Raw genomic sequence first — 12,263 nt, 5'->3', positions numbered from 1 at the left:
CATATTGTGATCAAATTCACACCATTGTTTATTTCAGAAGAAATTTAAATAATTTCCTAAAGGTATTTCTTGTTCCGCCGTTACAAGGGACGAGAGAAATAAAACTAGATGTGCCTAAGCGAGGTGAGAGACGCGACGGCCCATCACCCTATTATGCCTAAGGAGATCAATTATGGCTATGAATGTGAACACTAACGTGTCTGCAATGACCGCTCAACGACACCTGTCGGGTGCTGCTGACGGACTCAATAAATCGATGGAACGCCTGTCTTCAGGCTATAAGATTAATGGCGCGAAAGATGATGCCGCTGGTCTACAGATTTCCAACCGACTTACCGCTCAAAGCCGTGGCTTAGACATGGCTGTCCGTAATGCAAATGATGGTATTTCTATTGCTCAAACCGCTGAAGGTGCGATGAAAGAAACGACCAATATTATGCAACGTATGCGTGACCTTTCCTTACAATCGTCTAATGGTTCGAATTCTCGTTCTGAACGTGTTGCGATTCAAGAAGAGATCTCTGCGCTTAACGACGAACTTAATCGTATTGCGGAAACAACGTCATTTGGTGGTAACAAACTGCTGAATGGCTCTTACGGAACCAAATCATTCCAAATTGGTGCTGATTCCGGTGAAGCTGTCATTTTATCTATGGGTAATATGCGCTCGGATGATTCGGCTATGGCTGGGAAGAGCTATACTGCGACCGAAGGTAAAGATGAAAATTGGGCTGTGCAAGCGGGTTCCAACGACCTTATTATCTCCTATAATGATGAGTCAGGCGAAGCGAAAGAGATAACCGTTAATGCAAAAGCCGGAAATGATTTGGAAGAACTAGCCACGTACATTAATGGTCAAAATAACGACGTTAAAGCCTCGGTTGGTGAAGAAGGAAAGCTTCAAGTGTTTGCTTCCAATCAAAGTGTCCAGAATGGTGATGTGAGCTTTAGTGGCGCATTAGCCGGTGAACTTAACATAGGGGCGGGTACTGAACAGAGCGTCGATGATATCGATGTAACAACCGTTGCTGGGTCTCAGCAAGCCGTTGCTATATTAGATGGTGCATTGAAAAATGTAGACAGTCATCGTGCGGGTCTTGGTGCATTCCAGAATCGTTTTAATCATGCGATCAGCAATTTGGATAACATTAACGAAAATGTTAATGCTTCCAGAAGTCGGATTATGGATACCGATTTTGCTAAAGAGACGACCCAGATGACGAAATCTCAAATTCTTCAGAATGCGAGTACATCGGTGCTAGCTCAGGCGAAGCAAGCACCATCAGCCGCGCTAAGTTTGTTGGGATAAGTAAGTGTAGGCTTCGAGCCTGTGCTTACCGTCAATAGTGATTAATCGCTTACCAACTAGGTGGAAGGGAGATCGGTATGGATATATCCACATACACATCGAACATCCAATCGTATGGCGAACCAAACGGGAAGTTTGGTAACGCCAGCGGTAATAATGGTGGCATAAATCTTGCTTTGGATAGTGATAGCGCGACTAATAAATCAGTGTCTACTCAAAAGGATGTCGGTAAAGCAGTGAGCGAAACTGACATGGCAGAAAAAACGAAAGCAGTTGAAGAATTGGTTCAAAAAAGAATTGATATCAACAAAGTACAACTTGAAATGATGGTAGAGAAGATGGATGAATTTGTTAACTCTATCAATAAAGGGCTTTCGTTTCGAGTCGATGAGGAGTTAGGAAGAAATGTTGTGACGATTTATGAAGCCAGTACTGGCGACATAATACGACAGATCCCTGACGAAGAGATGTTAATTATACTTAGGCGCTTAGCTGCTGCTTCTTCTTCTGGATTTATTATAGAAGAATCAGTTTAACTGTCTTATAGGTGAGTTGAATGAGTTTAGGCCCTTTGGGTATGTCATCTGGTATGGATATCAATTCCATGGTCAGCAAAATTGTTGATTCCGAGCGCGTGCCTAAGCAAGCTCGGATCGATAATGATCGTGCGCAAATTGGTACCGATATTAGTGCATACGGCCGGCTCAGAGAGTCACTGGATACGATGAAAAGTCTGATGGCAAACTTTCGTCAGGAAAAAGCTTTTGCGGTACGAACCGTAGAGTCTACCGATGATGATGTTGTGTCTGCCTCAGCGACAACAGAAGCAATTGCTGGCCGATATGCTATCGATGTGCTGCAGCTTGCTCAGAGCCATAAAGTCGCCTCAGAAGCTATTTCTGAGGATACGGAATTTGGTCCGGGTAAGCTGCAAATTGCTCTAGGTAATGACAATTTTACGGTTGATGTAAAAGACCGTTCAAGCATGATAGATGTTGTACGTGGCATCAATGGAGCAGGGAACAACCCTGGAGTCAGAGCCTCAATCATAAATGATGCGAATGGCAAACGTTTAATCGTTGCGTCAGATCGGTCAGGTGTAGACAACGACATTAAATTGTCGGTTGAATCAAAATCAGGTAATCCACTCAAAAAATTTGAATTTAAAACACTTGAAGAGCGAATCAGCGCGCTTGAAGTGGCAAAAACTGCGGCGGCAAATGCGCTTGCCGCACCTATTCTCGGGCAAGAAATTGCCAATCAAATTGGCACGGCTTTACAGCAAGACGAAAATGGCCAACTCGATCAAGCAGCGTCTAATGAGATGACACCAGACGAGGCGAGGGGTAAGGCCGCAGCAGAAGCCTTAGTCACGACACGAGATGCAGACGGAAATATCGTTCCGTCTTTTGTTAAACCAGAAGACTCTATTCCCGGATGGTCAGAAACTGCCTCGGGAACGTTGCTCGACTCCTATGAACCCCCCGTGCCTGAACTGGACGAGAAAGCATTGAGCAAAATGGGTGATGTTCCAGGTTGGAATAACACAGCATCGGGTACATTGACCGACTCTTACCTCACACCCGAAGAAGCACTGATTGCAGAGAATTTGAGAATCAGTCAAATGGATGCAGACACGGTGGCCGAGAAAGCGGAACAAGATGCAAAACTTGCTGAGCAAAGAACGAAAATTGATGACTCTGTAATAATGGGAACGATGACAGAGGAGCAAGCCTATCAAGCAAAGCTTGACTTGTTGCCACCAGAAGAACGTGCACGACAAGTCAAGATTGATGATACGCAATCGGCGCTACAAAGTGCGCTAGATTCAATGGCAGGTTATGTTGGCATGACTGAGGTTCAATCGGCGCAAGACTCCGTCGTCATGCTTGATGGTATTGCCCAATTAAGCAGTGAAAACAATGTGATTGAAAATGCCATTGATGGCATCGATATTACCGTGAAAGGGGTAACTGACCCGACGGAAAAGAGAACCGAGATTGGTGTTGAATATGACCGGCAAAGTGTGCGAGAAGATATCGAACAGTTTGTTAATGCCTATAATCAGTTTCATCAAATCTCAAGTGATTTAGCGGCGGTTGACCCACAAACTGGTGCCGCTGGCCCATTGGCGGGCGACAGTATAGTTCGCTCAGCACAATCACGCCTGAAAACGGCATTTTCGACCGCAGTAGAAAATGCCCCGGAAGATCTGAAAACATTGACGGAGTTCGGGATCACGAGTACGAGACAAGGTACACTAGAGATTAATGATAAGATGCTCGATAGGCAACTTAACAAGAATTTTACTAAGCTAGAGGCATTCTTTGGTGGTAACCAAGGGTTTGCAAAAAAAGTAGAAGATGCTATCCAGTCAATGACGGGGGTAACGGGAACCATAAGAACCCGAGAAAACTCATTACGAGAACAAAATTTCAGATTAAGCGATCAACAAACACAACTCGATCGTAGGATGGTTAGCTTAGAAGACAGAACCAAAAATAAATTTATGGCCATGCAAGACGCTACGACTAAAATGCAAGGGCAACTTTCGGGCATGATGAACGCGTTGGGATAATAAATTGACTCAATTATTAGACAACTTAAAAGCCTTAGATTTCAGCTTGATCGCTTTACTCCAAGAAAATGAGATAGATAGCGATGAAATCCTTTCACTGATAAATGAAAGGGAACATATTTTGCAAGAGATTATGTCAACGTTTAAGTCTGTTCCAGATGGTGAGAATTCACAAGATTGGCAAGACGCGATTTCGCGGACGAAACAAATTGTCGGATTGGTTCAAACGGAAACCACCCAGTTAGGTGAGCAGCTTAAGAAGTATCGTCACGGTAACAAATCGGTTCAACGTTACCAACAGTTTTTATAAGAAGAGGAATACCATGCGCGGTTCATTACAAGCATATAAAAAGGTATCTGTAGATAGTCAATTGAGTGCGGCTTCTCCACACAAAGTGATTCAGATGCTGATGGCAGGTGCAATTGAACGCTTGGTGCAGGGCAAAGCCGCGATGGCTCAAGGCAATATCGCCGTTAAAGGTGAGCGCTTGGGTAAGGCACTTGATATTGTTATTAGCCTACGCACCTGTCTTTCTATGGATGAAGGTGGTGATGTGGCCCAAAACCTGGACCAGCTATATGAATTCATGATTACTCAGATAGCATTAGCCAATGTGGAGAGCAATCCTCAAGCTATTGATGACGTGGTTGATATCCTTAGAGAGATAAAATCCGCGTGGGATCAGATACCAAATGAATATCATAACCTGACGGCTGCGGAACTAGGACAGTGATGATTTAATGAATATTAGGTTAAAATACAGCCAATACTGACATTTAGTTTGTTGCCTTATTTCACAGATACCATAAAATAACGCCCATTAGAGCAGAGTTCACTCATCTAGTGGGCTTTTTTTGTTACTGTTCTCACTCAATTGGCTATCGTTAGAAGAAACTTTGTCTAGATTACTCAGCCGATAAGACATCACATTGGAAAATAGATAAAGGCACTTTATTAACGCTATGGATAGATTAGCTAAACTTTTGGTAATTGAAGATGATGAAAAGTTGCAGCTTCAGCTAGCCACAATTCTGGAATTCATCGGAGAGCAAGCTCATATTGTCAAATCGAATCAACTCGATTCTGTCAAATGGTCAACTGAATGGTCTGCCTGTATCTTGGGTTCTATAAACGACAAAAAAGCGGAGATGATCGTTGCTGGAAAGATTCAAAAATCAATCCATATCCCAACCCTTACTCTAGGGAAAAAAATAGATTCTATGTGTGAGTACCCACATTTTATTGGTGAACTTTTTTCTCCCCTCAATTACACACAACTTACCGATGCTCTTCACCACTGCGCCATATTTTCAGGCAAACAGAGCAGTGAGTTTGTCAGTGGGCGTAAAAGCACGCTATTTAGAAGCTTAGTGGGTGAAAGCGCAGGAATAAAAGAAGTCCGCCATCTGATTGAGCAAGTCGCCATCACAGATGCAAACGTTCTTATTCTTGGCGAGTCAGGAACCGGTAAAGAAGTTGTCGCAAGAAATGTTCATTACCATTCATCAAGACGAAAAGGACCATTTGTGCCGATTAACTGTGGTGCAATCCCCGCCGATCTTTTGGAAAGTGAACTTTTTGGCCATGAAAAAGGCGCATTTACTGGTGCGATCACCGCTAGAAAGGGACGATTCGAACTAGCAGAAGGCGGTACTATATTTCTTGACGAAATTGGTGATATGCCAATGTCAATGCAGGTAAAGTTACTGCGTGTTTTACAAGAGCGATGTTTTGAGCGTGTTGGTGGTAATAGCACCATTAAGGTAAACGTTAGAATTGTTGCAGCGACCCATCGAAATTTGGATGAGATGATCAACGACGGTGGATTTAGAGAGGATCTTTATTACCGTTTAAACGTATTTCCAATCGAAATGCCCGCATTGCGAGAACGAAGCGAAGATATACCATTGTTGCTGTCTGAGCTCATGTCGAGAATGGAAGCGGAAGGGAGTCAAGCGATCAGGTTTGCCCCAAGAGCCGTTGACTCACTTATGGATCATACTTGGCCGGGAAATGTTCGTGAGTTGGCAAATTTGGTTGAACGTATGGTTATCTTGTATCCGAATAAATTGGTTGATGTGACCAACTTACCAACCAAATATCGCTATAGTGATATTCCGGAATTTCAACCAGAATACAGTTCAAATTCAGAGAGTATTGAAGAACAAGAGCGTGATGTATTGAGCAGCATTTTCTCACCCAATTTTTCATCACAAGAACTTAGTGATGACAACTGCTCGGATGCCTACAGTTTGCCTACAGAAGGGCTAAATCTTAAAGAATACCTTGCTGATCTTGAAGTAGACTTGATCAACCAAGCATTGAATATGCAAGATGGTGTGGTAGCAAGAGCGGCTGATATGTTAGAAATCAGACGAACTACCTTGGTTGAAAAAATGAAGAAGTACAATCTCCAAAGATAATCTGTCAAAAACCCACTTTCTTTTGTCAATAAAATGACGCTCGATAATATATGTAACCATTTGATATATAACAAATAATGGCTTGGCCTGCTAATTGCATGCTAAGCCATTGTTCTATTTATCAGAGATATCGACATGGCATCACTTTCCGTTGGGGAAAATCAAACTCACTTAGGTTCGCTTGAAGAACAGGTGGCAAGGTATAAGCAAGTCTTAGATGTCATGCCTGCTGGAGTGATTTTGTTAGATACTCAAGGCGAAGTGAAAGAGGCCAATCCAGAAGCGCAAAAATTACTGGAAGTCCCGTTAGTAGGGCAGAAATGGTACGCGGTCATTCAAAGCGCTTTCTCTCCCAAAGATGATGATGGTCACGAGATCTCATTAAGAAACGGTCGAAAAGTTAGGTTGGCCATTTCAGCCTCATCAACAGGACAACTTATCCTCATCACCGACCTAACGGAAACGCGTTTATTGCAATCTCGAGTGGGTGATTTACAAAGATTGTCATCGCTTGGTCGAATGGTAGCTTCATTGGCTCATCAAGTTCGTACCCCACTTTCCAGTGCAATGTTATACGCGTCAAATCTTGGTGCTGCCAACCTTCCCATTCCAACAAGGGAAAGGTTTCAGACCAAATTGATGGACCGTTTACATGACCTAGAAAAACAAGTCAATGACATGTTGTTGTTTGCCAAAGGTGGTGATAATAAAGTCGTTAATGCGTTTACGGTGAGTGAACTCGTCTCTGAGTTTCAACCAATGATAGAAACTGCGGTAAAAAACAATCAGATAGATTACTTTCTGGAAGTAGAAAAAGAAGACTTACAGTTACTGGGTAATGCGAATGCGATTGCGTCTGCGCTGAGTAATTTGGTCATAAATGCGATACAAATTGCGGGCAAAGAATCGCAAGTAGATGTGTTTCTTAGACCAGTAAATAATGAACTGAAAATCTCTGTTCAAGATAGTGGACCAGGTGTACCTCAAGAGCTACAAGCTAAAATTATGGAACCCTTCTTTACTACTCGGTCTCAAGGCACTGGCTTAGGTTTAGCGGTGGTTCAGATGGTTTGTCGTGCTCATAAAGGCCGCTTAGAATTAATATCAGAAGAAGGGGATGGTGCATGCTTCACTATGTGCCTTCCTATCGAAACTCACTCTGGAGAAGAATAATGGCTCAAAGCAAAGTGTTAATCGTTGAAGACGACGAGGGTCTACGCGAAGCGTTGGTGGATACTTTAGCCTTAGCTGGTTACGAGTGGATCGAAGCCGATTGTGCTGAAGATGCACTTGTGAAACTAAAATCTCAAGAGGTTGATATTGTCGTTTCAGATGTGCAAATGGCTGGTATGGGTGGTTTAGCTCTGTTAAGAAATATCAAGCAGCATCGACCAAATCTCCCCGTTCTTCTTATGACAGCGTACGCAAATATTGAAGATGCAGTCGCCGCGATGAAAGAGGGCGCTATTGATTATATGGCCAAACCATTCGCACCTGAAGTGCTCTTAAATATGGTTTCGCGATACGCACCAGTTAAAAACGACGATAATGGTGACGCGATTGTCGCCGATGAAAAAAGTTTAAAACTGCTGTTATTGGCAGATAAGGTCGCAAAAACAGACGCAAACGTGATGATATTAGGCCCAAGTGGCTCAGGAAAAGAAGTGATGTCACGTTATATTCATAATGCTTCAAATCGAAAAAATGGTCCATTTGTTGCCATTAACTGTGCCGCTATTCCAGACAACATGTTAGAAGCCACCTTGTTTGGTTATGAAAAAGGGGCGTTTACTGGCGCGATTCAAGCCTGTCCGGGTAAATTTGAACAAGCTCAAGGTGGTACGATACTACTCGACGAAATCAGCGAGATGGATTTGAGCCTACAAGCGAAACTCTTACGCGTTCTGCAAGAGCGAGAAGTGGAACGCCTTGGCAGTAGAAAAAGCATCAAGCTTGATGTTCGTGTGCTTGCAACGAGTAACCGAGATTTGAAGCAGTATGTATCGGAAGGTAATTTTCGGGAAGACTTATATTATCGCCTGAACGTATTTCCAATTTCTTGGCCTCCTCTGACACAACGAAAAGACGACATAGAACCGCTTGCCAAACATTTGGCGGAACGACACTGCCAAAAATTAGGATCGCCTGTCCCTTCTATTTCAATTAGCGCCATGGCTAAGTTATTAAGCTATCCGTGGCCGGGTAATGTGCGTGAACTAGACAACGTCATTCAGCGTGCACTTATTCTAAGTGAATATGGTGATATTCAAGGTGACCACATTCTACTAGAGGGGGTTGATTGGCACGACGCTAGCAGCCTACAAAGTGTTGTGGAAGCAAGTGGTGTTAATGCAAATGGTGTGGCTCCGACGGTTCGTCCTATCGCCGAAGTAAACCCCGATGTTCCAGTGTCGGTACCTTTTACTAAAAGTACTTTGTCTGGTGAAGGATTAGGCACTGAGCTAAGGGATCAAGAATTTGCCATCATACTTGAGACCTTAGTTGAGTGTAATGGGCGACGAAAAGAGATAGCCGAAAAGCTGGGCGTCAGTCCTAGAACTTTGCGTTATAAATTGGCTAAAATGCGTGATGCAGGTATAGAACTTCCTAGCTGATCAACCATCGCCCTTTGGTGTCTGATCCCTACTTCTGGATTGCTGGTTCGTTCATTTTACCGCTGGCTATAGCCTTGAATTTTCACAAGGAATGCAAAAGGGTTTGTTAGCATTATTGCTTGCATCTAGTTGCTGGCATGCTAATTGCAAATTTGATCTCAGATCAGAATGAAAAGTCAAAAAATTGGCTGGTGGAGATGAAATGAATATTAGTGGAATTCAAGGCGAAATGCAGGCGATGATGCTAGAAGCATCGAATAGTAATCCATTAGCGACAAGTCAGACAGTCAGCGCTGATTTTGGAAAACTACTTAACTCTGCCATTAACAACGTAAACTCTCTGCAAAAAGCATCTAGTGACGTTCAAATGCGTTTCGATAGAGGAGACGAAAATGTGTCTCTCTCGGACGTCATGATCGCAAAAAATAAATCAAGCGTCGCTTTTGACGCAACCATCCAAGTTAGAAATAAGCTTGTCGAATCTTATAAACAATTAATGAACATGCCAGTTTAGGTTGGGTGAAAAATAGTGGCTGACGAAAAACAATCAACAGATTTGGCAGTAAGTGATTCAAGTGGTAGCGCATTATTGGCTGGCGCAGGTGGCATGGATAGCTCAATACAAGACCCAGATTTGCATGAAAAAAGTTCCTCAAAGGCCGATTTGGCAATGGGTGATTTAGATCTGCTTCGTCAGGTGGTATTGGTGTTATCCATTTCTATCTGTGTTGCTCTCATTGTCATGCTTTTTTTCTGGGTCAAAGAGCCAGAATTGCGTCCTCTCGGGTCATACGAAACCGAAGAATTGATTCCAATTCTTGATTATCTCGATCAGCAAAAGCAAGATTACAAACTGGATGGCAACACCATTTCCATACCAGCAGCTGAATATAGTCAGTTAAAATTGAACTTGGCACGAGCTGGTCTGAATCAGAGCAGTGATGCGGGGGACGACATTCTTCTTAATGATATGGGGTTTGGTGTTTCTCAGCGCCTTGAAAAAGAAAGGTTAAAACTCAGCCGAGAGAGACAATTAGCCGAAGCGATTGAACAGATGCGTCAGATCCGAAAGGCTTCGGTTCTACTTGCATTGCCTCAACAAAGTGTTTTTGTGCGCCACAATCAGGATGCGTCTGCAACGGTATTTGTTACTTTAGCGACAGGCTCTAGCCTGAAGCAGGAAGAGGTCGACTCTATCGTTGATATGGTAGGGAGTGCCGTTCCTGGCATGAAGCCGACACGAGTTACAGTAACCGATCAACATGGACGACTCTTGAGTTCAGGTTCTCAAGACCCTTTAGCGACAGCGCGACGTAAAGAACAAGATATAGAAAGAAAACAAGAACAGGCATTAAGAGACAAAATTGATTCTGTTTTAATGCCCATTTTAGGCATTGGAAATTATACCGCTCAAGTGGATGTTCAACTCAATTTTAGTGCGATTGAACAGACGCGTAGACAATATGACCCACAAACTCCAGCAACGCGAAGTGAGTACACATTAGAAGATTACAATAACGGCAATGTTGTTGCTGGTGTACCGGGGGCGTTGAGCAATCAACCGCCTGCGGATGCTTCCATACCACAAGATGTTGCCCAGATGAAAGACGGATCTATGCTTGGTCAAGGATCTGTCCATAAAGAAGCGACGCGTAATTTCGAATTAGATACCACCATCAGCCATGAGCGACGTCAGACGGGTGTCATTGACCGTCAAACGGTTTCGGTTGCAATTAAAAATCGCGCGATTACAAACCCTGATACCGGTGAGGTGACTTATCAGCCATTATCAGGGGGTGAAATCAACGCGATTAAGCAAGTGATTATTGGCGCGGTAGGGTTTAGTGAGCAACGTGGTGATCTACTGAATGTACTGAGTGTTAAGTTTGCTGAACCTGAATTTGCTGAAGTAGCAGAATCTGCCATCTGGGATCACCCTAACTTTAATGAGTGGGTCCGTTGGGCAGCAAGTGCTTTGGTTATCATTATTGTTGTTATCGTGTTAATTCGTCCAGCAATGAAGAAATTACTTAATCCACATGATGATGACGAGGCTGTGCAATATGGCCCTGATGGATTGCCAATCAATGCAGACGGTGAAACCAGCTTAATCGGCAGTGATATTGAAAGTGGTGAAGCGTTTGAATTTGGGTCTGGTATTGATTTACCAAACCTACATAAAGATGAAGATGTGCTCAAAGCCGTTCGAGCATTGGTCGCAAATGAACCTGAGTTAGCGGCTCAGGTCGTTAAAAATTGGTTAATAGCAGATGCCTGATGAAATTGTAAAACGTGAAGAGGGTGGACCTCTAGCGACAACAGAACCCGTTGATATAGCCAATATACTTGGTGATGAACGAGCGGCAATACTACTACTGAGCTTAAGTGAGGAGGATGCCGCTGGCATCATTCGTCACTTAGAACCAAAGCAGGTTCAGCGCGTAGGTAGTGCGATGGCACGAGCAAGTGACCTAAATAACGATAAAGTTACAGCCGTACACAGAGCCTTTTTAGAAGATATCCAGAAGTACACCAATATCGGTATGGGTAGTGAAGACTTTATGCGGAAAGCGCTGGTTGCTGCTCTTGGTGAAGACAAAGCAGGTAACCTAGTCGATCAAATCCTATTGGGAACCGGCTCTAAAGGTTTGGATTCATTAAAATGGATGGACCCACGACAGGTTGCCACCATTATTATTAATGAGCACCCACAGATTCAAACGATCGTTCTGTCTTACTTGGATGCTGATCAGTCCGCCGAAATTTTATCTCAGTTCCCAGAACGAGTCAGGCTAGATCTTATGATGCGTATTGCTAATTTAGAGGAAGTCCAACCATCTGCGTTAGCCGAATTGAACGAGATCATGGAGAAACAATTTGCTGGTCAAGCTGGTGCTCAAGCTGCGAAAATTGGTGGCCTGAAAGCCGCGGCAGAAATCATGAACTATATGGACAATAGCGTTGAAGGTGTCTTAATCGACCAGATTAGAGACCAAGATGAAGATATGGCCACTCAAATTCAAGACCTGATGTTCGTATTCGAAAACTTAATCGAAGTGGACGATCAAGGCGTACAGAAACTATTGCGCGACGTACCGCAAGATGTTCTCCAAAAAGCACTAAAAGGTGCCGACGAAGGGCTACGCGAGAAGATATTCAAGAACATGTCCAAGCGTGCAGCAGAGATGATGCGCGACGATATAGAAGCGATGCCTCCAGTGCGGGTTGCCGATGTAGAATCCGCTCAGAAAGAGATCTTGAGCGTGGCAAGAAAGCTGGCCGACAGCGGCGAGATTATGCTGTCTGGCGGTGCCGACGAGTTCTTATAATGGTCATT

General features: G+C 43.6%; 11 protein-coding genes. All 11 read left to right on the top strand.

From position 1 onward, the window contains the following. Window positions 1-172: 172 nt before the first annotated feature. The 11 genes from IUZ65_RS12055 to fliG all read left to right on the top strand — a co-directional run bounded on the left by IUZ65_RS12055 (window position 173) and on the right by fliG (window position 12,255). Window positions 173-1,309, top strand: coding sequence for a flagellin (locus IUZ65_RS12055; RefSeq protein ID WP_195703967.1), 1,137 nt, complete (start codon window positions 173-175; stop codon window positions 1,307-1,309). Between the two features lie 77 nt (window positions 1,310-1,386). After that, window positions 1,387-1,845, top strand: a complete 459-nt coding sequence (locus tag IUZ65_RS12050) for a flagellar protein FlaG (RefSeq protein WP_195703966.1) — start codon at window positions 1,387-1,389, stop codon at window positions 1,843-1,845. 20 nt (window positions 1,846-1,865) lie between these two features. After that, entirely contained in the window at window positions 1,866-3,887 is a 2,022-nt protein-coding gene (fliD, locus tag IUZ65_RS12045; RefSeq protein WP_195703965.1) for a flagellar filament capping protein FliD, read from the top strand. Window positions 3,888-3,891: 4 nt separating this feature from the next. Further along, window positions 3,892-4,197: a flagellar protein FliT gene (locus tag IUZ65_RS12040; RefSeq protein ID WP_195703964.1), complete on the top strand. Its 306-nt coding sequence runs from the start codon at window positions 3,892-3,894 to the stop codon at window positions 4,195-4,197. 13 nt (window positions 4,198-4,210) lie between these two features. After that, on the top strand, window positions 4,211-4,621 hold the full coding sequence (gene fliS / locus IUZ65_RS12035) for a flagellar export chaperone FliS (protein ID WP_195703963.1): 411 nt from the start codon (window positions 4,211-4,213) through the stop codon (window positions 4,619-4,621). Between the two features lie 229 nt (window positions 4,622-4,850). Then, complete coding sequence (locus tag IUZ65_RS12030) at window positions 4,851-6,311, top strand: sigma-54 dependent transcriptional regulator (RefSeq protein ID WP_195703962.1); 1,461 nt, start codon at window positions 4,851-4,853, stop codon at window positions 6,309-6,311. A 135-nt stretch (window positions 6,312-6,446) separates the two neighbouring features. Further along, a complete protein-coding gene (locus tag IUZ65_RS12025) occupies window positions 6,447-7,484 on the top strand; it encodes a sensor histidine kinase (protein ID WP_195703961.1) in 1,038 nt (345 codons plus the stop codon). Continuing rightward, window positions 7,484-8,926 carry a sigma-54-dependent transcriptional regulator gene (locus IUZ65_RS12020; protein ID WP_195703960.1) on the top strand — a complete coding sequence of 481 codons (1,443 nt, stop codon included), beginning with the start codon at window positions 7,484-7,486 and terminating at the stop codon, window positions 8,924-8,926. The genes IUZ65_RS12025 and IUZ65_RS12020 overlap by 1 nt, the downstream gene beginning before the upstream one ends. A gap of 202 nt (window positions 8,927-9,128) precedes the next feature. Beyond that, window positions 9,129-9,440: a flagellar hook-basal body complex protein FliE gene (gene fliE, locus IUZ65_RS12015; protein WP_195703959.1), complete on the top strand. Its 312-nt coding sequence runs from the start codon at window positions 9,129-9,131 to the stop codon at window positions 9,438-9,440. A gap of 15 nt (window positions 9,441-9,455) precedes the next feature. Beyond that, window positions 9,456-11,204 (top strand): flagellar basal-body MS-ring/collar protein FliF, encoded by a 1,749-nt coding sequence (fliF, locus tag IUZ65_RS12010; RefSeq protein ID WP_195703958.1) that lies wholly within the window; start codon window positions 9,456-9,458, stop codon window positions 11,202-11,204. After that, window positions 11,197-12,255 (top strand): flagellar motor switch protein FliG, encoded by a 1,059-nt coding sequence (gene fliG, locus IUZ65_RS12005; protein ID WP_195703957.1) that lies wholly within the window; start codon window positions 11,197-11,199, stop codon window positions 12,253-12,255. The genes fliF and fliG overlap by 8 nt, the downstream gene beginning before the upstream one ends. The last annotated feature ends 8 nt before the right edge of the window (window positions 12,256-12,263 follow it).

Origin of the sequence: Vibrio sp. VB16, assembly GCF_015594925.2 — a bacterium.
GTDB lineage: Bacteria > Pseudomonadota > Gammaproteobacteria > Enterobacterales > Vibrionaceae > Vibrio.
The sequence above is the reverse complement of the archived record's forward strand: the minus strand, read 5'-3'. Positions and strand labels throughout refer to the sequence as shown.

Coding starts and splice junctions, on each gene's coding strand:
- IUZ65_RS12055 (WP_195703967.1), top strand. CDS start 173: ATGGCTATGAATGTGAACACTAACGTGTCTGCAATGACCGCTCAACGA.
- IUZ65_RS12050 (WP_195703966.1), top strand. CDS start 1,387: ATGGATATATCCACATACACATCGAACATCCAATCGTATGGCGAACCA.
- fliD (WP_195703965.1), top strand. CDS start 1,866: ATGAGTTTAGGCCCTTTGGGTATGTCATCTGGTATGGATATCAATTCC.
- fliS (WP_195703963.1), top strand. CDS start 4,211: ATGCGCGGTTCATTACAAGCATATAAAAAGGTATCTGTAGATAGTCAA.
- IUZ65_RS12030 (WP_195703962.1), top strand. CDS start 4,851: ATGGATAGATTAGCTAAACTTTTGGTAATTGAAGATGATGAAAAGTTG.
- IUZ65_RS12025 (WP_195703961.1), top strand. CDS start 6,447: ATGGCATCACTTTCCGTTGGGGAAAATCAAACTCACTTAGGTTCGCTT.
- IUZ65_RS12020 (WP_195703960.1), top strand. CDS start 7,484: ATGGCTCAAAGCAAAGTGTTAATCGTTGAAGACGACGAGGGTCTACGC.
- fliE (WP_195703959.1), top strand. CDS start 9,129: ATGAATATTAGTGGAATTCAAGGCGAAATGCAGGCGATGATGCTAGAA.
- fliG (WP_195703957.1), top strand. CDS start 11,197: ATGCCTGATGAAATTGTAAAACGTGAAGAGGGTGGACCTCTAGCGACA.